22 protein-coding genes are annotated in these 22,098 nt (G+C 69.2%); 5 read left to right on the top strand and 17 right to left on the bottom strand.

Annotated features, from left to right (window positions below; genetic code table 11):
- Positions 1–250: 250 nt before the first annotated feature.
- Complete coding sequence (locus AC1RVW_RS19090) at positions 251–3,472, top strand: bifunctional cytochrome P450/NADPH--P450 reductase (protein WP_493201780.1); 3,222 nt, start codon at positions 251–253, stop codon at positions 3,470–3,472.
- Between the two features lie 28 nt (positions 3,473–3,500).
- Here the strand turns inward: AC1RVW_RS19090 and AC1RVW_RS19085 are convergent, their stop codons facing one another.
- Entirely contained in the window at positions 3,501–3,626 is a 126-nt protein-coding gene (locus tag AC1RVW_RS19085) for a hypothetical protein (protein ID WP_267898698.1), read from the bottom strand.
- Positions 3,627–3,850: 224 nt separating this feature from the next.
- Between AC1RVW_RS19085 and AC1RVW_RS19080 the strand changes: the two genes are divergently transcribed.
- Together AC1RVW_RS19080 and AC1RVW_RS19075 are read left to right on the top strand one after the other, a co-directional pair.
- Positions 3,851–4,528 (top strand): colicin D domain-containing protein, encoded by a 678-nt coding sequence (locus AC1RVW_RS19080; protein ID WP_493201777.1) that lies wholly within the window; start codon positions 3,851–3,853, stop codon positions 4,526–4,528.
- Complete coding sequence (locus AC1RVW_RS19075; protein WP_106936658.1) at positions 4,525–4,767, top strand: hypothetical protein; 243 nt, start codon at positions 4,525–4,527, stop codon at positions 4,765–4,767. The genes AC1RVW_RS19080 and AC1RVW_RS19075 overlap by 4 nt, the downstream gene beginning before the upstream one ends.
- Before the next feature lie 143 nt (positions 4,768–4,910).
- Here AC1RVW_RS19075 and AC1RVW_RS19070 read toward each other — a convergent pair whose 3' ends face one another.
- The 5 genes from AC1RVW_RS19070 to AC1RVW_RS19050 all read right to left on the bottom strand — a co-directional run bounded on the left by AC1RVW_RS19070 (position 4,911) and on the right by AC1RVW_RS19050 (position 9,368).
- Positions 4,911–5,696, bottom strand: a complete 786-nt coding sequence (locus AC1RVW_RS19070; RefSeq protein ID WP_493201775.1) for an esterase/lipase family protein — start codon at positions 5,694–5,696, stop codon at positions 4,911–4,913.
- An 86-nt stretch (positions 5,697–5,782) separates the two neighbouring features.
- Positions 5,783–6,418 carry a TetR/AcrR family transcriptional regulator gene (locus tag AC1RVW_RS19065; protein ID WP_081269805.1) on the bottom strand — a complete coding sequence of 212 codons (636 nt, stop codon included), beginning with the start codon at positions 6,416–6,418 and terminating at the stop codon, positions 5,783–5,785.
- A 25-nt stretch (positions 6,419–6,443) separates the two neighbouring features.
- On the bottom strand, positions 6,444–6,821 hold the full coding sequence (locus AC1RVW_RS19060) for a phasin family protein (RefSeq protein WP_493201773.1): 378 nt from the start codon (positions 6,819–6,821) through the stop codon (positions 6,444–6,446).
- 127 nt (positions 6,822–6,948) lie between these two features.
- Entirely contained in the window at positions 6,949–7,506 is a 558-nt protein-coding gene (locus AC1RVW_RS19055) for a hypothetical protein (RefSeq protein ID WP_493201771.1), read from the bottom strand.
- A 137-nt stretch (positions 7,507–7,643) separates the two neighbouring features.
- Positions 7,644–9,368, bottom strand: coding sequence for a WS/DGAT/MGAT family O-acyltransferase (locus tag AC1RVW_RS19050; RefSeq protein WP_493201769.1), 1,725 nt, complete (start codon positions 9,366–9,368; stop codon positions 7,644–7,646).
- 210 nt (positions 9,369–9,578) lie between these two features.
- On the opposite strand from AC1RVW_RS19050, the gene AC1RVW_RS19045 reads away from it, so the two are divergent.
- Together AC1RVW_RS19045 and rocF are read left to right on the top strand one after the other, a co-directional pair.
- The gene (locus tag AC1RVW_RS19045; RefSeq protein ID WP_493201768.1) at positions 9,579–11,642 is read left to right on the top strand and encodes a prolyl oligopeptidase family serine peptidase; all 2,064 of its coding nucleotides are present in this window, start codon (positions 9,579–9,581) and stop codon (positions 11,640–11,642) included.
- On the top strand, positions 11,639–12,556 hold the full coding sequence (gene rocF / locus AC1RVW_RS19040; protein ID WP_409194372.1) for an arginase: 918 nt from the start codon (positions 11,639–11,641) through the stop codon (positions 12,554–12,556). The genes AC1RVW_RS19045 and rocF overlap by 4 nt, the downstream gene beginning before the upstream one ends.
- Here rocF and AC1RVW_RS19035 read toward each other — a convergent pair.
- From AC1RVW_RS19035 to AC1RVW_RS18985, 11 genes are all read right to left on the bottom strand, one after another.
- A complete protein-coding gene (locus AC1RVW_RS19035) occupies positions 12,553–13,083 on the bottom strand; it encodes a DUF805 domain-containing protein (protein WP_285414393.1) in 531 nt (176 codons plus the stop codon). The genes rocF and AC1RVW_RS19035 overlap by 4 nt on opposite strands.
- A 69-nt stretch (positions 13,084–13,152) precedes the next feature.
- Complete coding sequence (locus AC1RVW_RS19030) at positions 13,153–14,511, bottom strand: DUF58 domain-containing protein (RefSeq protein ID WP_493201765.1); 1,359 nt, start codon at positions 14,509–14,511, stop codon at positions 13,153–13,155.
- A 14-nt stretch (positions 14,512–14,525) separates the two neighbouring features.
- A complete protein-coding gene (locus AC1RVW_RS19025) occupies positions 14,526–15,521 on the bottom strand; it encodes an AAA family ATPase (protein ID WP_106936649.1) in 996 nt (331 codons plus the stop codon).
- A gap of 17 nt (positions 15,522–15,538) precedes the next feature.
- Entirely contained in the window at positions 15,539–16,789 is a 1,251-nt protein-coding gene (locus AC1RVW_RS19020) for a DUF4350 domain-containing protein (protein ID WP_493201762.1), read from the bottom strand.
- The gene (locus AC1RVW_RS19015) at positions 16,786–17,562 is read right to left on the bottom strand and encodes a DUF4129 domain-containing protein (RefSeq protein WP_493201760.1); all 777 of its coding nucleotides are present in this window, start codon (positions 17,560–17,562) and stop codon (positions 16,786–16,788) included. The genes AC1RVW_RS19020 and AC1RVW_RS19015 overlap by 4 nt, the downstream gene beginning before the upstream one ends.
- Positions 17,549–18,280, bottom strand: a complete 732-nt coding sequence (locus AC1RVW_RS19010) for a hypothetical protein (protein WP_081266031.1) — start codon at positions 18,278–18,280, stop codon at positions 17,549–17,551. The genes AC1RVW_RS19015 and AC1RVW_RS19010 overlap by 14 nt, the downstream gene beginning before the upstream one ends.
- Positions 18,270–19,271 carry a stage II sporulation protein M gene (locus AC1RVW_RS19005; RefSeq protein ID WP_493201758.1) on the bottom strand — a complete coding sequence of 334 codons (1,002 nt, stop codon included), beginning with the start codon at positions 19,269–19,271 and terminating at the stop codon, positions 18,270–18,272. Before AC1RVW_RS19005 ends, AC1RVW_RS19010 begins: the two co-directional genes overlap by 11 nt.
- Entirely contained in the window at positions 19,268–20,005 is a 738-nt protein-coding gene (locus tag AC1RVW_RS19000; RefSeq protein ID WP_493201756.1) for an RDD family protein, read from the bottom strand. The genes AC1RVW_RS19005 and AC1RVW_RS19000 overlap by 4 nt, the downstream gene beginning before the upstream one ends.
- Before the next feature lie 6 nt (positions 20,006–20,011).
- A complete protein-coding gene (locus AC1RVW_RS18995; RefSeq protein WP_409194378.1) occupies positions 20,012–20,530 on the bottom strand; it encodes an RDD family protein in 519 nt (172 codons plus the stop codon).
- A 56-nt stretch (positions 20,531–20,586) separates the two neighbouring features.
- Positions 20,587–21,624, bottom strand: a complete 1,038-nt coding sequence (locus tag AC1RVW_RS18990; RefSeq protein ID WP_493201754.1) for an FUSC family protein — start codon at positions 21,622–21,624, stop codon at positions 20,587–20,589.
- Entirely contained in the window at positions 21,621–22,094 is a 474-nt protein-coding gene (locus AC1RVW_RS18985) for a MarR family winged helix-turn-helix transcriptional regulator (RefSeq protein WP_493201752.1), read from the bottom strand. Before AC1RVW_RS18985 ends, AC1RVW_RS18990 begins: the two co-directional genes overlap by 4 nt.
- Positions 22,095–22,098 lie beyond the last annotated feature (4 nt).

The raw sequence follows: 22,098 nt of genomic DNA, 5'->3' as shown, positions 1-22,098 counted from the left end.
GCCTTGCGCAGCGAAATAAAGGAGGAGGCCGCAGGCCGGGGGACATTCGCGGAGCAAGGTACCCCGCCGGCGTGAGCGCGCCCTGAACGCCCTGAACGCCCTGAACGCCCTGAACGCGCCCTGAATGAACCCGAGAAACGAACCCGGAAGCTAAGGGAAACCCCGTCCTCCCTGCCCCCGTGCCGTCGGGATACTCCGGTTGTTACACCCCGGACATCCGAAGCGGGTCCAACCCGAAGGCACAACAACGATGGCAGGCAAAAACTCGCTCCACCCGATCCCGCATCCGGCGAAGAAGCCCTTCGTCGGGAACCTGCTGTCGATCGGCTCCGATTCTCCCGTGCTCGACATGTGGAAGATCGCGCAAGACCTTGGTGGCATCTACTGGCTCGACATGCCGGGCATGCCGGTGATCGTGGTGTCTTCGCCCGCGCTGGTCGACGAGCTGTGCGAGGAAGCCCGCTTCGACAAGAGCACACGCGGTGCCTTGCGCCGGTTGCGCGCCGCGTCGCATGGCCTCTTCACATCGGACACGCACGAAGAGACCTGGTCGAAGCCGCACAACATTTTGCTGGCCAACTTCAGCCAGCGCGCGATGCAGGCCTACCACCCGATGATGCTGGACATCGCCGGGCAACTGGTCACCAAGTGGGAGCGCCTGAACTTCGACGAGGAAGTGGACGTGGTGCGCGACATGACCGCGCTCACGCTCGACACCATCGGCCTGTGCGGCTTCGGCTATCGCTTCAACTCCTTCTACCGCGAAGGGTTCCATCCCTTCGTCGATGCCATGGTGCGCACGCTGGAGACGGTGCAGAACCGCCGCGGCCTGCCGCTCGAAGAGCTGATGCTGAAGAAGGAGCTTGCGCAGCAGCGCAAGGACATCCGCTACATGCACAAGATGGTGGAAGACATCATCGAGGAGCGGCGCGCGAGCGGCGCCGACATCGCCACCAAGCCCGACCTGCTGAGCTACATGATCGCGGGCGTGGACAAGAAGAGCGGCGAGCAGCTCACCGACAAGATGATCCGCGACGAGTGCATCGAATTCCTCATCGCGGGGCATGAAACCACCAGCGGCCTGCTCTCGTTCGCCATCTACTTCCTGCTGAACAACCCCGAGGCCATGGCCAAGGCGCAGGCCGAGGTCGACAACGTGTTCGGCCCCGACACCACGCAGAAGCCCACCTATGCGCAGGTCAACCGCCTGCAGTACGTGATGCAGGTGCTGAAGGAATCGCTGCGCCTGTTCCCCACGGCGCCGGCCATCTCGATGCGCGCCAAGGAAGACACGAAGATCGGCGGCCAGTACACCATCAAGAAGAACAACATGGTCATCATGCATGCGCTGGCGCTGCATCGTGACAAGGGCATCTGGGGGGAGAACGCCGACCGGTTCGACCCCGACAACTTCAGCCGCGAGGCCGAACGCGAGCGGCCGGTGAACGCCTTCAAGCCTTTCGGCAACGGGCAGCGCGCCTGCATCGGGCGGCAGTTCGCACTGCAGGAGGCGGTGCTCACGCTGGGCATGATCCTGCAGCGCTTCAACCTCGTGGACCACACGGGCTACAAGCTGAAGATCAAGGAAGCGCTCACCATCAAGCCCGAGGGCTTCAGGATCAAGGCGCTGCTGCGCGACCCGGCCACGCGCCCGCGCGGCAACATGACCGACGCGGCGGCCGCGCCGGTGCAGCCCGTTCAGGCCGCCGCGGCGCGCAAGCCGCAGGCAGCGCGCCACGGCACCTCGCTGCTGGTGCTGCAGGGCTCCAACCTCGGCACCGCCGAAGACCTGGCGCGCCAGCTCGCCGAAGCGGGCGAGATGCGCGGCTTCTCCACGCAACTGGCCTCGCTCGACGACTATGCAGAGCGGCTGCCGGCCAACGGCGCGGTGGCGATCGTCTGCGCTTCCTACAACGGCGTGGCGCCCGACAACGCGGCCGAGTTCCACCGCTGGCTCGACAAGGCCGACGACGCGCTCAACGGCGTGCGCTTCAGCGTGTTCGGCTGCGGCAACACCGACTGGGCCGCCACCTACCAGGCCGTGCCGCGCCGCATCGACGGACGGCTCGAGGCGCTGGGCGCCACACGGGTGCATCCACGCGGCGAGGGCGATGCGCGCGAAGACATGGACGGCGCCTTCCAGGACTGGAGCGACGCGCTCTGGCCCGAGCTGGTGAAGGCCTTCGACATCAAGACCGGCGCCGACACGCCCGCGCAGAGCGAGCCGCTCTACACGCTGGAAGAGCTGCCGCCGCCGCAGAAGAACGCCATCGTCGATGCGCTGGGCGCGGTGGCGCTGCGGGTCATCGAGAACCGCGAGCTGCAGAAGGGCGGCAATGGAGAAGCCGGCCGCTCCACCCGCCACGTCGAGCTGATGCTGCCCGAGGGCCTGGTCTACCGCGCCGGCGACCACCTGAGCGTGGTGCCGCGCAACAGCCCGGCGCAGGTCGAGCGCGCCATGGCGCGCTTCGGCTTCGACCGCACCGCGCATGTGCGCCTGCATGCCGTCGCGGGCCGCAAGGCAGCGCTGCCGGTGGAGCAGGTGATCGCGGTCGACCGCCTGCTGGGCGACTACGTCGAGCTGCAGGACGTGGCCACGCGAAAGCAGATCGCCACGCTCGCGGCCTACACCGAGTGCCCTTTCACCAAGCCCAAGCTGGTGGCCCTCTCGGGCAGCGACGAGGCTTCGCAGGCCGCATACAAGGCCGACGTGCTCCACAAGCGCAAGTCGCTGCTCGACCTGCTGGAAGAGCACCGCGCCTGCCAGGCGCCGTTCGCGGTGTTCCTCGAAATGCTGTCGCCGCTGTCGCCGCGCTACTACTCGATCTCCTCGTCGCCGACGATGACGCCGGGCAGGTGCAGCGTGACAGTGGGCGTGGTGAGCGGCCCGGCCAAGTCGGGCATCGGCACCTTCGAGGGCGTGTGCTCCAACTTCCTGGCGCGCGCCGAGGCCGGCGACACGGTGCACGGCGTGGTGCGCGAGACCACCGCCGAGGGCTTCAGGCTGCCGGAAGACGCGAGCCGCCCGCTCATCATGGTCGGCCCCGGCACCGGCCTCGCGCCGTTCCGCGGCTTCCTGCAGGAACGCGCGGCGCAGATAGAAGCCGGCAATGCGCTCGGCGAGGCGCTGCTGTTCTTCGGCTGCCGCCATCCGGAGCAGGACTTCATCTACGCCGACGAACTCGAGGCCTGGGCGCATCGCGGCCTGATGAAGCTGCACACCGCGTTCTCCCGCGCGGGCGAGCGCAAGGTCTACGTGCAGGACCTGATCCGCGAGCAGTCAGCCCATGTGTGGAAACTGCTCGAAGCAGGCGCCGTGGTCTATGTGTGCGGCGACGGCTCGCGCATGGAGCCCGACGTGCGGCGCACGCTGAGCGACCTGGCGCGCGAGCATGGGCACGACAGCGCCGCGTGGATGGACAAGATGCTTGCGGACCAGCGTTATGTGCTGGACGTGTGGGCGGGCAGCTGAAGAAGGAGTCCCGAGGGCCCGGCGGCGCTCAGGCTTCGAGCGCCATCACCTTGTCGGAGAGACCGTGCGGCCCGGCGTCGGCCTTGACACCGATGGCGGCTCGGCACATGCGAACCAGCGCCTCGGTGACCGAGACGATGGCCAGCTCATACATCGCTGTGGGTCGAGCCCTGTCTCCACCATGCCCTCCCCGGTCGGCGTGACGACTCGACCTGCTTGAGCATCGAGCGCATCGACTCCAGGAAGCCGACATGCTTTATGCGGGAATAGACAGGTGACGGGCTGTGCATGGTGCCACTATTGTTTTAGGCAGGCCGGAGATGCCGCAAGCCACGGAAGCAGGACGTCTATACGCCGGGGCCGCGCTGGGAGAACAGCATGTCCGGCGCCGAGAGTGCCTGGCTGAGCGAGCAGAACCTGCGCTTCGGCAATACGCCGGGCATTGCCCTGCTGGGGCCGATCTTCGGTGCGCCCGGTGCAGCAACACGTGTTCTCGGAGGAAGCGAGGAGCAGGTGGCAGCGGCCAATCAGGTCGGCGCGGCCGCATTCGATGCGGCCGCTGCACACGTGGGGCTTGGGGGCGGAAAGCGTGGTTCCGAGCCTCTGCCAAGACCCGGGGAAAGCGCTCGCGGCGCTCCCCTCGAACCCGTCGGCCGGCCCGTCGGAGGAAAGTCTTCGACGCAGAGTCCACCACCAGAGCCCCCTGCGCAGGGCACTGTTGTTCGACGCCTTCCACCCCCGGCACCGCCGCCCCGGCCCACGGTTCAATACGACAAGAAGCAGCTACAAGCCAAATACAAACATGCCAGAGACTTCGGCATGAACGATCCTTGGAGCAAGAATGCTGCCGCAAACTATCAGTCGGCCCTCGATGCACACGTGCAGGGTGCGGGCACGCAGATGATCGGCGGAACGTATCGTGGCGATCCTGTCATCCACTATCTCAACCCCTCCACGGGCTTGAACGTCATGACAGATACTTCGCACAACTTTCTTTCCGGATGGCGGCTCAATCCGGCCCAGATCACCAACGTCCAAACAAGAGGCAGCCTGTGACGAACGACAAGTACGATTTCGACAAGGAAGTGAACATCACCCTGTCGCAAGCCAAGATGGCCATCCTGATGGAGATCTGCACCAAGATTGCCCGGTTCGGGCTCGCCCCGGAAGAGGAGCACGTCCTGAGGGAGATCGAATCTGCAGCCGAGTCGGAGATCGACTTCATCTTAGACCCGGACTACAAGTCGATGATGGAAAGTATCAGGAGCAAGCTCCGAGCCGAGCTAGACCTTTAGCGCCCGGACATCGGCCGCGCTGGGCCGAATGGCAGCGGCACAGTTCGGACCGGATAGATTTTGAAGACGGGTTCGGATGTTCCCGAACGAGTCAATTCGATTGACGGCGCCGATCCACTCGGCCAGCCACCAGCCAAGTCTTGTCAGGCGTCGCGGTCCGGATCCGGATACACCAGCGGCCCCAGCAACCCGCGATTGAACGGCTTCCACTGCCCCTCGGGCTGCGCCAGCCGGTCAGCCACCGCATAGAGCACCGCCGGATGCCCGCCGAGCCCCAGGTGGCTGGCCAGCACTTCGATGTTCTCCGACTGCGGCCCGGTCTTCTCGATGCTGCAGCGCCATGCCACCACGCCGTCGGTGCGGCTGAAGATCGAGGTCGTCGGCACCGGCGGCGTGGGCTGCACGAACTTCATGCGGCGCGGATCGTGCGAACTCTGCCCGCTCACGCCTTCGTACACCCGCCATGCGTTGGTGGCGCGCGGGCTGCCCGAAAACGGGCTGCCCAGGGTGATGACGTTGCGGATCATCGGCGCATAGGAAGAAGCCAGCAGCCGTGCGTAGACACCGCCCAGGCTCCAGCCGATCACACTGACTTTCTTGCCGCTCTTCTCGTGCAGGGTCTTGAGCAATTCGACCATGCCGTCTTCCACGCCCTCGCGCGGACCCAGGTTGCGGCCCAGGCCCCAGCCGTGCGCGTCGTAGCCGCGGCTGCAGAGGTAGCGGCGCAGCAGCAGCGTGGAACCGTCGCCCGCCACCAGCCCCGGCAGCACCAGCACCGGATGGCCGTCGCCGCGCGGCGTGAGCTGCAGCAGCGGCCACATGGCGATGCCCGCGCCGGTTTCCCACAGCGCGCGGGCTTCGGCAAGCAGCAGCAGGCGCGACGGCGGCGCGATGGAGTCGTGGGCTCGGGCGCGGGTGGCGGTGGACATAGTGGATGGATCCTTGCTGGTTTTTATCTTCTTCAGGACGAAGTTGGGGCTGCAGCAGCCAATGCCCCGTCGGACAACAACGACATTTATCCGAGGTATTTGCCCCTCAGGTAATCGAGGTAAGCCCTCGATTCGCTCGAAACATACGGAGAAACCAGCGTGAGCGTGTAGAAGGCCGCCAGGCCGGGGTCGGCCTGGGCCAGCGCGTCGCGGCCCGGCACGAGGCGCTCGAACGACAGCCAGCAGGTGGTGGTGAACACCATCTGCAGCGCCAGGATGCGGGCCTGCTCGGCGCTGGTCTCGATCACGCCCGATGCCACCAGCCCTTCGCACAGCGCCTGCGCGGCCAGCAGGTTCTGCGCCGTCAGCGCCTGCGCGCGCTGGCCGAGCGCGGGGTACTCGCCGGCCAGGAAGGCCATGTCGCGGTAGATGAAGCGGTACTCGTCGATGGCCTCGAAGCGCAGGTGCAGGGCCAGCCACAGGTCGTCGATGGCGGCAATGGAGGCCGACGAGCCGTTCAGCGCTTCCATGCGCTGCTCGAAGCGCCGGAACAGCCATTCGACGATGAGCTGCTTGGCCTTGAAGTGGTAGTGCAGGTTGCCGGGGCTGATGCCCAGCTCCGCAGCGATCTTGTGCGTCGACACGGCCGCGAGGCCCTGTGCGTTGAACAGCGCAAGGCTGGCCTGCAGGATGCGGTCGCGCGTGGTGTTGGAGCTGGCCACAACCGGGGCGTTGCGTTGTGGCCGCTCAGCGTTTGCCGCGCCCGCGCGGGGCGGCGGTGGCGACGGTGGCAGTGCCTTCGAGCTGCGCCACGCGTTCGCGCAGTTGCGCGACCTCGTCGCGCAGGGCCTGCACTTCGTCCGCGCCGGGCATGCCCAGGCGCTGCAGGGCGGTGGCGACGCGCTGGTCGAACACGTCCTCGAACTTGCGGATGCCGAAGCCGTCGAGGCCGAGGCCGGGCACCTTGCCCTGCCCGATGCCGAGCAGGCCTTCGATCACGTTGGCCTGGCGCTTGGCGACGTCGTTGCGCACGTTGTCCAGCGCCTTGAGGCCGGCGCGCAGCAGGCCTTCGGCCTTGCCGGGCTGCGCCGCCGGCTTTTTGGCGGCGGGCGCTTTCTTCTTCACGGCCGGCGCCCTCTTTTTGGCAGGCGCCGCCCTCTTCTTCGCGTTTGCGGTTTCGTCAGGACGGGTCGCCATGCAGGTGCTCCAGATGCCGGAAAAATGAAAAGGGCGCCGAGAAGCGCCCCGGGGGTCAGGCGGCCTTGCGGGCAGCAGCGCGGCGAACCGGCTTCTTGGCGACGGCAGCCTTGGCCTTCACCGTGCGAACCGGCCTGGCGGCTTCTTCCGCGCCGCTCACGCGGGCTTCGATCTGCCTGGTACCGGCGGCGATCTTGTCGGCGATCTGCACCGAGACGGTGGCGATCGGCTGGTTGATGGCGCTCAGCGTGTTGATGACCGAGTTGGCCACCGGCGATTCGACGCGCGCCACGCGGGCGGCGACCGTTTCGATGCCGGTCGTGGTGCCCGCGGCCACGCGGTCCATCACGTTCACGATGCGGCTGGTGTCGATGTCCAGGCGGTTGGCCAGGAAGCCGTTGACCTTCTCCTGCGCGCCGATCAGGTTGGCCTTGACCTTCTCGCTCACCATCGGGATCTGGCGGCTGCCCAGGAAGTCGCTGTAGCGCGAAGCGGCGCCGTTCAGCAGGCGATGCACGCCGGTGCAGTAGGCGCCGACCAGGGTCTTGCCAGCGTCGTTGTACTGGCCGACGACGTGGACGGCTGCGGAAGCGATGGTAGTTTGCGTGGACATGGTGTGGTTTCCTTGAAGTTGAAAGGTTCGCGAAGGAAACGGGGTGTCTTTCGCGATGGACCCATCTTCTTCCGCAAGGCCTAGGCCTGGAAAACTAGAACGGTCGGAAAACTAGTCCAACTGCCCCAATTTTCTTTTCATGCCGCCGCGGCCCGCGAAGCGCTGGAACGCTTGGCCGGAGCGGCCTTGCGCGCCGGCGGCTTGGGGACCGTGGGCTTGGGGGCGGGCTTGGCCTTCCTCGCCACCGCCTTGGGAGGAGCCTTGGCGGGCGCCTTCGCCTTCACGGCCTTCACCGCCTTCCCCGCCGCCGCGACCTTCACCGGCGCCTTCTTGCGCGCGGCCGGCTTCTTCTTCGCGGCAACCGGCGCGGCGGCCGCGGGCTCGTCGGCAGGCGCCTCGACCGTCTTCGGAGGCACCGGCGCGGGCGCGGCGCCCGCGGCGGCCGGGTGCTTCTGCGTCAGCTCCATCAGCAGCTTGTGCTCGGCCAGCAGGTAGTCGCCGATCTCGGTGATGTCGGGCACGGCGCGGCGGCAGGCGATCAGGCCGTAGTCCATGCGGCCGTTGTAGCTCTGCACCGTCACGTTCAGCGCCGTGCCGTGGCTGGCGATCGATACCGGGTAGTAGCAGGTGACGAGCGCGCCGGCAAAGTACATCGGGAACGGCGCGCCGGCCACGTTGGAGATGGCCACGTTGGCCGCCGGCGGCAGCAGGTTGACGATGCCCGAGCGCCCCACCATCGACGCGATGCCCGACACCAGCCAGGGCGCGGCGAAGGTCGGGAAGTCGTCGAGGATCACCGCCTTGAAGCGGTTCATGGTCGACTTGGACGCGGTGGAAGACGCATTGATCGCCTTCAGCCGCTGCAGCGGGTCGGTGATGTCGGTGGCCAGGCTCACCAGGATCATGCTGGCCTGGTTGTTGGCCGTCTGGTCGCCGGCCTCGCGCAGGCTCACCGGCACGCCGGCCACCAGCGGCTTGGCCGGCAGCTCGTTGTTGTCGGCCAGGTAGTGGCGCAGCGCGCCAGCCACCGTGGCCATGACCACGTCGTTGAGCGACACGCCGAAGTGCTTGGCGATGTACTTGGTCTCGGCCAGGGAGATGGTGCGTCCGGCGAAGGTGCGCTGGTTGGTGATCGACACGTTGAGCGAGGTGCGCGGCGCGAAGAGGTTGAACTTCTTCGGCGCGGCGGTCGTGTTCTTCTCGGCCGCCTTCTCGTCGGGCTTGGCCAGGCCGCCGATGGCGCGCGCGATGGCCGGCGCCATCTTGAAGAGCTTCACGTATTGCTGCGCCGTGTTGCGCAGCGCGGCGCTCGCGAGCTCGGCCATGCCCAGCTGGTAGCCGCTGCTGCGCGGTCGCGAGCGCGGCGGCTTCACCACGCGGCCCGTGGGTTCTAGGTCGAAGATGGCCTTGCCCACTTCCACGCCGGCCTGCCCGTCGATGCCCGCATGGTGCACCTTGGTGTAGAGCGCCACCTGCCCGCTCTTCAAGCCGTCGATGATGAAGAACTCCCACATCGGCCGGCTGCGGTCGATGAGCGTGGAATGCAGCCGCGCCACGTATTGCTGCAACTGCCGGTTGGTTCCGGGCTTGGGCAGGGTGATGTGGCGCACGTGGTAGTCGAGGTCGATGTCGTCGTCCTCGACCCACACGGGGTTGGTCATGTCGAAGGGCATCAGCGCGAGCTTGCGCGTGAACACGTCGGCCAGGTGGATGCGGCTGGCCATGAAGTTCTTGGCGTCTTCGTAGAAGTCGCCCTTGTAGCCCTTGGGCAGGTCGAGCACGTTCAGGGAGCCCACGTGCATCGGCATTTCCGGCGTTTCCAGGTGCAGGAAAGTGGCATCAAGTCCGCTCAGGTGTTTCATGTGTTGTGTCTCCTTGGTGGGGCATGCGCCGCTTGGCAGGATAGCGCGGGCACCGCGTTCCGGGGCCGCTGGTTATTCAGTGTTTCCACCGGGGGAAGGCACTCGGGAGGCAGGGGTTTGCCCGAAGTAGCGAAAAAGTGCCATGTGCCGGCGGGCAGGGCCGCGACTGCTCGCGTCGCCCGTTTCACACAGCCTCCGTACACTGAGGCCATGACATCCAGCCTCCCCCCGCAGCAAGCCCAGGACGACCATCTCTGGCTCGAAGACATCGACGGCGACAAGCCGCTCGACTGGGCCCGCGCGCAGAACGCCCGCACCGTGCAGGCCTATGCGCGGTCGCCCGCGTTCGATGCGCTCCAGCAGGGCATCCTCGAGGTGCTCGACTCGGACGACCGCATTCCGATGGTGCGCAAGATAGGTGCGCGCTTCTACAACTTCTGGCGCGACAAGGACCACCCGAAGGGCCTCTGGCGCCGCACCACGCTGGACGAGTACCGCAAGCCGCAGCCCGCCTGGGAGACCGTGCTCGACCTCGACGCGCTGGCCGCGGCCGACGGCGAGAACTGGGTCTGGCACGGCGCCGACTGCCTGGAGCCCGACTACAGGCGCTGCCTGATCTCGCTGTCTCGCGGCGGCGCCGACGCCGACGTGGTGCGCGAGTTCGACCTGGAAACCGCGCAGTTCGTCGAAGGCGGCTTCTCGCTGCCCGAGGCCAAGAACCACGTGGGCTGGAAAGACATCGACCACCTCTACGTGGCCACCGACTTCGGCCCCGGCTCGATGACCAGCTCCAGCTACCCGCGCATCGTGAAGGAATGGCGGCGCGGCACGCCGCTGGCCGATGCCGTGACGGTGTACGAGGGCCTGCACGACGACATGTCCGTCAGTGCCTGGCGCGACAACACGCCCGGCTTCGAGCGCGACTTCGTCACGCGGCAGATCGACTTCTACGAGAGCGAGACCTGGCTGCGCGGCGCCGGCGGCCAGCTCGTGAAGATCGACGTGCCCGACGACTCCAACACCGACATCACGCGCGAGTGGATGCTGATCGAGCCGCGCGAGGACTGGACGGTGGGTGGCCGCACCTACGCATCAGGCTCGCTGCTGGCCGCGAAGTTCGACGACTACATGGCCGGCAGGCGCGAGCTGACGGTGCTGTTCGAGCCCGACGACACCACCGCGATGGACGACCACTCGTGGACGCGCAACCACCTGATCCTCAACGTGATGCACGATGTGGTGAACCGCCTCGAGGTGCTCACGCCGCCCACCGATGGAAAGGGGCCGTGGAAGCGCGAGAGCCTGGGCGGCGCGCCCGCGCTCTCGACCATCGCGGCCGGCGGCATCGACGAGGACGAGAACGACGACTACTTCCTCACGGTGAGCGGCTTCCTGCAGCCGACCACGCTCTACATCGGCACCATCGGCCAGGGCGAGCCCCAGGTGCTGAAGCACAGCCCGGCGTTCTTCGACGCCTCGCGCTACCGCGTGAGCCAGCACTTCGTGCAGTCGAAGGACGGCACCCGCGTGCCCTACTTCGAGATCGCCGCCAAGGACCTGCAGGCCAACGGCAGGAACCCCACGCTGCAGTACGCCTACGGCGGCTTCGAGATTTCATTGCAGCCCAGCTACAGCGGCAGCATCGGCCGCGCATGGCTGGACCGGGGCGGCGTGTATGTCATCGCCAACATCCGCGGCGGCGGCGAGTACGGCCCGCGCTGGCACCAGGCCGCGCTGCAGGAGAACCGGCTGCGCACCTGCGAAGACTTCGCGGCGGTGTCCGAGGACCTCATCGCGCGCAAGATCACCTCGCCCGCCCACCTGGGCGCAATGGGCGGCAGCAACGGCGGGCTGCTGATGGGCAACATGCTCACGCTGTACCCGCAGCTCTACGGCGCGATCGTGAGCGAGGTCGCGCTGCTCGACATGCGGCGCTATACGCAGCTGTCGGCCGGTGCCTCGTGGATCGCGGAATACGGCGACCCGGAGCAGCCCGACGAGTGGGAGTTCATCCGCACCTTCTCGCCCTACGAGAACGCGAAGCCGGGCCAGGCCTACCCGCCGGCGCTCTTCACCACGTCGACGCGCGACGACCGCGTGGGGCCGGTGCATGCGCGCAAGATGCACGCGAAGATGCTGGCGCTGGGCTGCGACAGCAGCTTCTACGAGAACATGGAAGGCGGCCACAGCGCGGCTGCGGACAACAAGGAATCGGCGTTCATGGATGCGCTGGGCTATGCATATCTGTGGCAACACCTGGGGAAGCCGGCATGACCAACACCACCACCCTCGAACTGATAGGCGCCCCCACCGACATCGGCGCCAGCGTGCGCGGCGCCGGCATGGGGCCCGATGCGCTGCGCGTGGCGGGCCTGCCCGAGGCGCTGGCGAAACAGGGCTTCGCGGTGATCGACCGCGGCAACCTCGCCGGACCCGCCACGCCGTGGGCGCCGCCGGCCAACGGACTGCGCCATCTCGACGAGGTGGTCACGTGGAACCGCTCGGTCTACGCCGCCGTCGACAGCGCGCTGGGCGCGGGCCACGTGCCGCTCATGATGGGCGGCGACCACTGCCTGGCCATCGGCTCGATCAGCGCGGTGGCGTGGCATGCGCGCAGGCGCGGCAAGAAGCTGCGCGTGCTGTGGCTCGACGCGCACTCCGACGTCAACACCGAGACCACCAGCCCCAGCGGCAACCTGCACGGCATGCCGGTGTCGTGCCTGCTGGGCCACGGGCCTTCGGTGCTCACCGGCTGGAGCGGCGAGCGCGCGGCGCTGGCGCACGAGGCCATCCGCTTCATCGGCATCCGCAGCGTGGACAGCGACGAGAAGGAAGCCATCCGCACGCTGGGCCTGAACGTTTTCGACATGCGCCACATCGACGAACACGGCATGCGCACCACCATGACGGAAGCGCTGCAGGACGTGGACGAAGACACGCACCTGCACGTGAGCTTCGACCTCGACTGCCTCGACCCCGGCATCGCGCCCGGCGTGGGCACCGGGGTGCGCGGCGGGCCGACCTACCGCGAGATGCAGCTGTGCATGGAAATGATCTCGGACACCGGCCGGCTCTGCTCGCTCGACGTGGTGGAGCTGAACCCGGCCCTCGACGTGCGCAACCAGACGGCCGAGGTGGCCGTGGAACTCATCGAGAGCCTGTTCGGCAAGTCGACGCTGGTGCGTTAGCGGGTGGCCGGCATCGCGATGGCCAGCACGATGCCGACCAGCGCGACCACGGGCAGCAGCCACGCGCCGATGATGACGCCGATGCCATTGGGCGGCGGCGGCGCGCCGAAGCGGTTGCGACCCTTGGTGCCGCCCTTGAAGACCCAGATCAGCCCGACCAGGGGGATCAGTCCCAGCAGCAGCATCCAGCCCGACCAGTCCATGTCGTGCGTACGCTGGATCGCCACCAGCACATAGAAGATGAAATAGGGAATCAGGGCCAGCACGGTCACGATGCCGATGCCGGTCGGCGTGCCCAGGCCCGCCGCGCCGATGATGCCGCCCAGCACGCCGGCCCCCGCGACGCACAGCAGGTACGAATACATCATGTACGCCAGGAAGCGCACCCGCCCGATGCGGCCCTTGGCGGACCAGAGCTTCACGGGTTGCACGCTCGCGTTGTCGTCGTAGACGTCGTCCACGGCAGCGCGGGGCGCTGCATAGGGGTTCGGGTTGAGGTTGGGATTGGCGTTGGTGAAATCCGTCATGTGTTTCTTCTCCTCTGACTGTTGGTAGTTGAACGATTGACTGAGCGCAAACATTTTGGACAGGGATGGCTACAAAAGGCCAGCCCTTTTGACGGCGTGATAGCGGTTCACCAACGCCACCGCCAGGTCGGCCGGCTCGACGTCGACCGACAGCGGATCGTTGCCGACCACGCGCGCGAAGGCGTCGCGCCTCGACTGGTCGAACAGGTGCGCGGCCGCCACGTCGACCGCGTCGCGCGGCTGCGCCAGCGGCTGGCTGGCGATGCGCCCGAGCACGCGTTCGCGCAGGCTCGCAACGAGCACCAGGTGCTTGCGGCGCAGCAGCTTGATGGCGGGGCGCAGTTCGGTGGCGTCTTCGTCGCGGAAGTTGGTCAGCACGATGACGAGCGCGCGCCGCTTCTGCGTGAGCAGCAGCTCCTGCGCGGCCAGCAGGTAGTCGGAATGGGTGGCGCCGGGCTGGATGTCGTGCAGCCGGTTCATCAGCGCATTGAGCGTGGCGGTGCCCTTGCGCGGCGCGAAGTCGCGTCGCTCTTCGGGCGGGCAGCCGAAGGTCATGGCGCCGACCTCGTCGCCCTCCTTGAGCGCCACGTAGCTCAGCAGCATCAGCGCGTTGAGCGCCTCGTCGAAGTGGCTGTTGGCCCTCTGTGCCTGCGCGCCTTCGTCCGCGCGCATGCGGCGGCCGCAGTCGAGCAAAAAGAGCACGCACTGGTCGCGGTCGTCCTGGAACTCGCGCACGATGGGGCGGCGCTGGCGCTGCGTGGCCTTCCAGTCGATGTGGCGCAGCGAGTCGCCGGTCTTGTAGTCGGCGAGCTGGCGGAAGTCGGTGCCCAGCCCGCGCTGCGCATAGGTCTTGATGCCGATCTGCGCGAGCCGCCGGTCGCCCGACAGCCATGCGTAGCGCGCCAGCGCGGCGAAGTTGGGATACACGCGCAGCCGGCGCGGCTCGCCCAGCGTATGCCGCACCTCGAAGCAGCCGAGCCGGGTGCGCCAGCGCAGCTGGGTGGCGCCGAATTGCGCCACGCCGCGCTGCGTGGCCGTGGCGGTGTAGCGCAGCACGGCGCGCGAACCCCCGGGCACGGTGACGGACTGCGGCAGCCCGTCGAAGCTGAAGTGCGCGTCGAGTTCGTCGAACACCGCCACCCGCCAAGGCTGCGCGCCTTCATTCACCAGCGAGAGCGTGAGCACCGTCGGCACGCCGAGGGAGAACGCGCCCGGCAGGCTGCGCTCGATGCGCAGCGGCGCGGCGCGCCAGAGCCTCAGGCTGTGCCACAGGTCGAACGCCGCGAGCACGAGCCCCAGCGCGAGCAGCACGCCCGCGACCGCGGCCACGTAGCCCAGCGGCGCGCCCAGCAGCAGCGCCGCGGCGGCGGCCACGGCCAAGCCGGCCAGCGCCAGCACGGCCGCGCGCGCGGGGATCGGAACAGCCATGCGCATCCGCTGGCCTAGAGCCTCGGGGCTTCGACGCTGTCGCGGGCGGCGCGCAGCAGCGCGTCGACGCTGACGCCTTCGAGCTGCGCGTCGGGCGAGATCATCACGCGGTGGCGCAGCGCGGGCAGCGCCTGGCGCGCCACGTCGTCGGGCGTGATGAAGTCGCGCCCGGCCATCAGCGCGGCAGCGCGGGCGGCGCGCACCAGCGCCATGGTGCCGCGCGGCCCGGCGCCCGAAGACAGGCCCGGCCAGTCGCGCGTGGCGCGCGCGATGCGCACCGCGTAGTCGATCACGCGCTCGTCGGCCTGCACCAGGCAGGCCAGCCGCTGCAGCTCGAGCACCTGCGCCTCGTCGAGGCAGGGGCGCACCGCGTCGAGCGGAAACTGGTTGCCGGCGCGCTGGTTGGTGGTGAGCTGCACGATGGCGTTTTCCTCGCTGTGGCTGGGAAAGCCGATGTCGATCTTCAGCAGGAAGCGGTCGAGCTGCGCTTCGGGCAACGGGTAGGTGCCTTCGGTGTCGATCGGGTTCTGCGTCGCCATCACCATGAAGGGGCGCGGCAGCGGCATGGCCGTGCCTTCGAGCGTGACCTGGTACTCCTGCATGACTTCGAGCAGCGCGCTCTGGGTCTTGGCCGGCGCGCGGTTGATTTCATCGGCCAGCAGCAGGTTGGTGAACACCGGCCCCTGGTGCACGCGCAGGGTGCCGAGGCTGCCGTCGCCGCGCGAGGCGATGTCGAGCACCGCGTGGCCGGTGATGTCCGAGGGCATCAGGTCGGGCGTGAACTGCACGCGCGCATAGCGCAGCGTCATGGCCTGCGCGAGCGCGCGCGCGAGCAGCGTCTTGCCCAGGCCCGGCACGCCTTCGATCAGCACATGGCCCGACGCGACCAGCGCCACCAGCGTCTGGTCGACCGCCTCGAGCTGGCCGACCACGGCCTGGCCGACCTCGGCGCGCAGCGTCTGCAGCCACTGGGCCGCGCGCGTCAGTTCTTCGGGTTGGATGGCTTGCATGGGCGTCGTCTCTCGGTTCAGGGTATGGAGGGGGAAGAAGAAGAAGCGGAAGGAGGCGAAGGCACGAACGGCCCGTTGGCATCGAGCCGCCGGCGCGCGGTTTCCAGCACTTCCAGGTCGAGGGCCATGGCCCCGGGGTTGCGGGCGCGCTCGGCCATCGCCCGCACGACCATGGCCGCTTCCAGGCCGGTGGCCCCGGCGATGGCGTCGGCGCGTGCCGACGCGTCGCGGTGGGCATAGCCGCGTAGCTGGCGGGTGGCGGATTCGTTCAGTGCGCGCAGCTGCGCCGCATGCAGCGCGTCGCCGCCGTGCATGTGCAGGAAGCCGGCGGTGCCGCGCACCTGCTCGGCCATGGAACGCCGATGCGTGCCGGCCGAAGGCGCGAGCGGGCCGAAGCGCACGGCCGCGCGCCAGAGCGCGGCGGCCAGCGCCAGCAGGCCCACGACCCAGACCACCCAGCTCTTGTGCCAGAGCCAGCGCAGGAAGGGCTCGCGCGCCTCCTCGGCGACGAACCAGACCTGCGAGCCGGTGCGCAGCTGCAGCGCGGCCACGGCGAACAGCGCGTTGTCGCCGCGCAGCAGGTTCTGGTTGTGCCACACGCCGGAGGGCAGCAAGGTGACGGTGCCCTGGCCGACGCGCACGCGGATCGCCTCGGCGCCGCGTGCGCCGCGCGCCATCCACAGCGGCGGCTGCCGCTTGTCGGAGGGACTGAACTGCACGGGCTCGGCCCAGGTGCAGATGCGAAAGCCCCGCCCGCCCGCAAAGCTCGCGGGCACGGTGTCGGGCTCGGCCAGCATGCGGCAGTCGGCATCCTTGGTGCGTTGTTCATCGCGCTGCGAGCGGGACTTTTTCTTCTTCGGCGCGACGGGTTCGTCGGACTCGTCCGGCCGCACGGTTTTTTCTCGGACCAGCGGAATCCAGCTCTCGAGCATGTCCCCGCTCGCGAGGTGGCCCGGCATCACGAGATGGCCGCCCTGCTCCACCCAGCGGCGCAGGCGCTGCCCGCGCTCGGGGAACATGTCCCAGTAGCTGGAGGCGAGCACCAGCCGCGCCTGTGCGGGCGGCAACTCGTCCAGGTTCTCGCGCCTGACCACCTCGGCGCCGAGGTGGCGCAGCAGCGACTGCACGGCATAGAAGGAGTTCTTCCTGACCTCCTCGCTCGCGGGCGTCGGCACTTCGGTTTCCGCCCATTCGGTGGCGGAAACCAGCCAGGCGCCGGCCAGCACCAGCACGAGCACCGCGACGATGCGGACCGCCCAGGCCTTCATGCGGCGGCCTCCTGCGCGAAGCCGGGCACGGGCGCGGCGACTGCCGGCAGATGCAGGTCGAACTCGCCGCAGATCGCCAGCACCTGCGCGGTGGAAGGCAGGCGCCCGCCGTAGGCCGCCAGTTGCCAGGCATCCACCAGCCGCACGAAGAAGGCCTGTGCCTGCGGCTGCAGCCAGCCGGCGGCAAGGGCCACGCACTCGCCCTCGGTGCTCGCCGCGCGCACCGGCACGCCGTGCGCATGCACGAGCCGCGACAGCGCGCCGCGATACAGCAGCGACAGCGCCGGCCGGTGCTGGCCGCGCTGCCAGAGCGCCGCGGCGGCATTGCCAACGTCGTCGGGCAGGCTCTCGGGCCGGATGTCGAGGCTGCCCACATGGCTGGGCAGCGGCGCCTTGCCGGGCCGCGCGCCGCCGGCACGCACCCGCGCCCAGCGGTGGATGCGGATCGCCAGCCAGGCCAGCGCCAGCGCGGCCAGCCCCCAGATGAGCCAGCGCGCGCCTTCGGCCACGGCCTTCACGAAGTCGCGCAGCCAGTCGAGGCTGTCGGTCTTCTTCTCGGGCTCTTCTTCCTCGTCGTCGTTGCGCTCCTTGAAGCGCAGCTTCTTCTCGGTCTTGACGCCGGGCATGTTGGGGTCGGCGCGCACCTTGTCGGCGGCCGCCCTGACCTGCTCGCGCGTCGGGGCGGTATCGGTCGCGGCCGAGGCCGTGCCGGCCGCGCAGCACACGGCCAGCACGGCAGCGAACAGCCACCGGCGGACGTCAGCGGAAGCCACGGCGGAACTCCTGTTCGATGTCCCAGGCTTCCAGCTCGACCCGGCGGTTGAGGTACATCGCAAAACCGGCGCCCACGTAGAACGGCTCCAGCACGCCGACGACGATGGCGTAGGCGCCCGCGGCCAGCAGGCTCTGCAGCGGCGCGTCCGACTGCGTGAGCCAGCCGAACAATTCGCGCGCGCTGCCTTCCGGCGCGAACCAGAACAGCAGCGACAGCAGGCAGATGTCGAGCGCCATCTCCACGTTCGCATACACCAGCTGCATGCCCGTGGCCGCGCCGCGCCGCCCGCGCAGCAACTGCGCGCGCCGCTTGCTGCGTGCGCCGCCACGCTGGCCTTCGAGCTGGTCGATCGCCTGGGTGAACGAGCGCCAGGGCGACAGCCGCCGCCACACGAGCGTGCGCAGCAGTTGCCCGCCCCATACGGCGCGGCGGTTCTGCCACAGGTCGGCCCAGCGCGTCTCCTGGCCGAACACCGCGCGCGAATGCACGAACAGCAGGCTGCGGTCGAGCCAGGGCTTGAGCCAGAAGATCAGCAGGCTCGGCAGCCAGCCCGCGATCTCGACGGTGCAGAAGGCCAGCAGCACCGTGGCCAGGTACACCGGCAGGAAGGTGCGCCAGACCGAGCGTGCATGGCTGCGCACGAGCTGCGCGCCCAGGTCCGCAGCCTCGGCCATGGGGCGTGGCCGCAGCGCGATGGCGAGGCCGTCAACCTGCACGGCCGGGCTCCTTTTCCGCCGCCGTGCCGGCGGCACCGCGCGGCCGTCCCTGCCAGCCCAGGTACGCCAACACCAGCACCCAGCAGGCGCCGCCCACGCCGTACTTCACGGCCGGCGCGATCCAGCGCGCCGAAGACCAGAAGGCCTCGACCGCGGCGGCGATCAGCAGCAGCCCGATGACGCCGTAGACGATCACCACCGCATGGCGCGCGGCCAGCCGCAGGGCCTCGAGCCGCGCGTGGCGCCCGGGCGCGATCCACGCGTAGCCCAGCCGCAGCCCGGCCGCGCCGGCCAGCACGATGGCCGTGAGCTCGAAGGCCGAATGCGTGACGACGAAGGAGAGGAAGTTCTGCGCATGCCCCGCGCCGATCAGGTAGCCGCCGACCGCGCCGATCTGGATGCCGTTGAACACCACCAGCGCCGCGCTGCCCACGCCCGCGAAGATGCCGGCCGCGAAGCAGCGGAAGCCGATGCCGATGTTGTGCATCACGTAGAAGCCGAACATCTGCCAGTCGTCGCCGGCGCTACGCGTGCGGCCGAAGGCGTCGGCGTCGTCGCTGTACATCGCGTCGAACTGCTGCACGTTGTCGGCGTCCAGCAGGTGCAGGATGAAGCCGGGGTCGCGCCAGGCGGCCCAGCCCGCCACCAGCAGCGGCACCACGAACATCAGCGCCGACACCCACAGGTAGACGCGGTGCGCCCGCACGGCTTCGGGAAAGTCGACCAGCGCCAGCCGGGCGAAGCGCGCCAGGCCGTAGTCGTGCTGCCGGTAGATCAGCCGGTGCGCGCTCTGCGTCAGGCTTTCGAGCCGCTGCGTGAGATGGATCGGATAGGCCCTGGCCTGCGCCAGCGCGAGGTGCTCGCACACGCGGCGGTACAGCGTGGCGAGCCGCGCGCCGTCGAACTTGCGCTTGGTCTCCGCCACGCCGATGACGGCTTCGAGTTCGGCCCACAGGGGCGCATAGGCGGCTTCGAAGTCCAGCGGCGTCATCGCGTCGTGCCTCCTCTGGTTTGGGCTGCGCCACCGCCGCGCCGGCCCAGCACCCACTGCGCCACGCCCAGCAGGCGCTGCGACGCGGAGGCACCGCCGCCCGCGGAGGTGTCGGGGCCCAGCACCGGCTGCGCGATGCGGGCGAGTTCGTCGAAACGCTCGGGCGTCAGGCGCGTCGCGCGGCCGGCCCATGAGACCACTGCCATCTGCTCGCGCGCGGTCAGCGGCCGCGCGGGCGCCTGCGGCTCGGCGGAGGGCACGCTGCCGTGCAGGCTCACCTGGTCGCTGAACACCACCAGCGTGCCGGCGGCCAGGTCGCCCAGCCGCTTGCTGTCGCGCCGCCACAGCATCGACACGATGCCCGCGCCGTAGAAGGAAGGCACGAAGTCGGCCGCGCGCAGCAGGTTGCGGGTGAGCGAGGCGGCGGGCGTCACGGGCAGGCCGGAGTCCATCACCACACGCAGGCCCATCACGCGCTTGCCTGGCGTGGCCGCCGCGCGCGTGAGCTCGAAGATCACCGGGTAGAACCACTCGAGGCAGAAGTAGGCGACCAGCAGGATGCCGAAGCCCATCTTGCCCAGCATGCCGACCGTGATCGAGATGCCGACGAAGATGCCCATCCGGATCGCGAAGTCGATCAGGTAAGCCAGCCCGCGCGCGAACAGCCCGGCCGGGCGCAGCGAGAGCGCGATGCCTTCCGGAGTCTCGGCGGTGTAGAGGGTGTCGAGGCGCACCAACGCTCAGGCCTGCAGCACGACCGTATCGGCGATCTGGTCGTGCAGGCAGCGGCGTGACTCACGGAAGATGAGGAGGCTGTCGACCAGCACGAAGATCTGCCCGAGCATCGGCACGATGTTCGCCAGGAACAGCGGGCTCTCGCGCAAGCCGAGGATGCGGCCGATCGACGGCTTCGAGCCGTCGGGCCGCGCGATGCGGATCTTGAACAGCGCCTTGCCGATGGTCTGGCCGCGCGTGGCCAGCAGGTAGCCGTGCAATGCGAGGTAGAGAACGATGCCGATGGCGGTGTCGGTCACGCGGGGTGTCCAGAGGCCGAGACCGTCGTCGCTCCAGATGTCGTAGGGCGTGAACATCGACAGCAGCCACAGCGCCCCGACCGCGATGCCGCCGTCGACCATGGCAGCCAGGAAGCGCTTGCCGCGCGTCGCGAGCTGCCCCGGCTGCGGCTGGCCGGGTTGCTGCACGTCTTCCACATGGGATTGCGGCGGCGCGTAGCGCGCATCCTGCGTCTGGTCTTCCATGTCCGTCCCTCTCCGAAACGATTGATTTCCGGAAGATTCTAGGGTGATTCGAAGACTCAGCCGGCGCCAGACGGGCGATGGCGGGCGGGTTGCAGCGTGTGACGGAAGAGCCGGAGGTCGTCGAGCAGCAGGTTCAGCGGCGCGGCCAGCATCGCGTTCGACGGGATGCCGCGCGACGCTTGCGCGCAGCGTTCGAGCTGTTCCGCGGTGTCCGGCGGCGCGCCCTTGCCCTCGAGTGCGTCGGCCATTGCGGCAATGGCCCTGGCGGCCGCTCGCGCCGCGTCATGCCGGAACGCATCCGGCGCTTCGTCGCCCTTCTCCAGCCGGAACACGCGGTCCAGCACGACCGCATCCTGGAAGATGCGCGCCGCCAGCCGCGCCCTGTCGCGGTAGGTGCGCGCATTGCCCGCAGCCGTGCCGCGCCGCCACCATCGCGCCTCCAGGTCGGCGCTGCCGGCCAGCACGGCCAGCCGCCCCAGCGCCGCGCGCGTGCCGGTGTCGATGCGCTCCCGCTCCGCATCCGCGGGCCGGGTAGCAGCCGCCATTCGCCTGGCGATGCCGCGCAGCAAGGCGGCGCAGCCTTCATCGAAGCGCACGCCCGCGTGGTATTCGGACATCACCGTCGAGACCGCCAGGGCCACGCCCACGCCGATGCCGATCTGCACCATGCGCAGCAGCGCCACCTGCAACGCCGAGTGGCCGGGGATGCCACCGGCCGACAGGATGATCAGCGCCGCCACCGGCGCGCTACGCAGGCCCGGCACCGCCGCGCCGGCAAAGGCCAGCAGCATGACGACCGCCAGCGTGACCGGCAGCACAGGCGCGCCGTGGTGATGCAGGTAGACACCCGCCAGGCCGCAGAGCGCGCCGGCCGCGGTGCCGCGCACGCGGTCCCAGCCGGCATCGAGCGTGGAGCCAGCGCTCGGCCGCATGACGATCAGCACGCTCATCACGGCCCAGAAGCTCTCCGGCAGGCGCAGCGCGACGGACACGATCCAGGCAAGCGCCACCGCGCCGGCCAACTGCACGCCGGGACGCCAGCGGCCGTGGCGCCAGAGCCCGGCGAAGTGCTGCAGCGCCGGCATCGCGTTCATGGCTTCGTCGCTCCGGCGGCGTTGACGGCCAGCGCGGCGCCGAGGCCGTCGATCAGTTCGCAGGCCTGCAGCAGCACGGCGCGTTGCTGCGCATCCAGCGTGGCGCCGATCGCCTCGGCCAGCGCCGATTCGCGCGACCGCATGATCGCCCTCAGCCGCTTCGTGCCTTCGGGCGTGAGCGACAGCACCGACTGCCGCCCGTCGCTGGCATGCGGCGCGCGCGTGATCCAGTCTTCGGCTTCGAGCTCGGCCAGCAGCCGCGTCAGCGACTGCGGCTTGACGCGCTCCAGCGCAGCCAGCGCGGTCGAGGTGCTGGGGCCATGGCGGTGCAACTGGCCGAGCACGCTGAGCTTGGCCACGCTCGGGCCGTCGGGCGTGGCGCTGCCGCTGCGCAGTTGCCGCGACAGCAGCGCGACGGAGTTGCGAAGACGCGTGGCGCACTGCGCCGGATCCGGGGAGGTCGAAGCCATGCCC

The organism is Variovorax sp. MPBD4-3 (genome assembly GCF_058809745.1).
Note: the sequence above shows the minus strand (reverse complement) of the source record. Positions and strands in the feature narration are given on the sequence as shown.

What these genes read in the sequence shown, in the direction of transcription:
- AC1RVW_RS19070 (WP_493201775.1), bottom strand. Translation starts at nt 5,696, where the DNA reads ATGTCCACCGCCACCCGCGCCCGAGCCCACGACTCCATCGCGCCGCCG.
- AC1RVW_RS19085 (WP_267898698.1), bottom strand. Translation starts at nt 3,626, where the DNA reads ATGTATGAGCTGGCCATCGTCTCGGTCACCGAGGCGCTGGTTCGCATG.
- AC1RVW_RS19030 (WP_493201765.1), bottom strand. Translation starts at nt 14,511, where the DNA reads ATGGCTGTTCCGATCCCCGCGCGCGCGGCCGTGCTGGCGCTGGCCGGC.
- AC1RVW_RS19025 (WP_106936649.1), bottom strand. Translation starts at nt 15,521, where the DNA reads ATGCAAGCCATCCAACCCGAAGAACTGACGCGCGCGGCCCAGTGGCTG.
- AC1RVW_RS19005 (WP_493201758.1), bottom strand. Translation starts at nt 19,271, where the DNA reads ATGACGCCGCTGGACTTCGAAGCCGCCTATGCGCCCCTGTGGGCCGAA.
- AC1RVW_RS19050 (WP_493201769.1), bottom strand. Translation starts at nt 9,368, where the DNA reads ATGAAACACCTGAGCGGACTTGATGCCACTTTCCTGCACCTGGAAACG.
- AC1RVW_RS18990 (WP_493201754.1), bottom strand. Translation starts at nt 21,624, where the DNA reads ATGAACGCGATGCCGGCGCTGCAGCACTTCGCCGGGCTCTGGCGCCAC.
- AC1RVW_RS18995 (WP_409194378.1), bottom strand. Translation starts at nt 20,530, where the DNA reads ATGGAAGACCAGACGCAGGATGCGCGCTACGCGCCGCCGCAATCCCAT.
- AC1RVW_RS19020 (WP_493201762.1), bottom strand. Translation starts at nt 16,789, where the DNA reads ATGAAGGCCTGGGCGGTCCGCATCGTCGCGGTGCTCGTGCTGGTGCTG.
- AC1RVW_RS19080 (WP_493201777.1), top strand. Translation starts at nt 3,851, where the DNA reads ATGTCCGGCGCCGAGAGTGCCTGGCTGAGCGAGCAGAACCTGCGCTTC.
- AC1RVW_RS19090 (WP_493201780.1), top strand. Translation starts at nt 251, where the DNA reads ATGGCAGGCAAAAACTCGCTCCACCCGATCCCGCATCCGGCGAAGAAG.
- rocF (WP_409194372.1), top strand. Translation starts at nt 11,639, where the DNA reads ATGACCAACACCACCACCCTCGAACTGATAGGCGCCCCCACCGACATC.
- AC1RVW_RS19045 (WP_493201768.1), top strand. Translation starts at nt 9,579, where the DNA reads ATGACATCCAGCCTCCCCCCGCAGCAAGCCCAGGACGACCATCTCTGG.
- AC1RVW_RS18985 (WP_493201752.1), bottom strand. Translation starts at nt 22,094, where the DNA reads ATGGCTTCGACCTCCCCGGATCCGGCGCAGTGCGCCACGCGTCTTCGC.
- AC1RVW_RS19035 (WP_285414393.1), bottom strand. Translation starts at nt 13,083, where the DNA reads ATGACGGATTTCACCAACGCCAATCCCAACCTCAACCCGAACCCCTAT.
- AC1RVW_RS19055 (WP_493201771.1), bottom strand. Translation starts at nt 7,506, where the DNA reads ATGTCCACGCAAACTACCATCGCTTCCGCAGCCGTCCACGTCGTCGGC.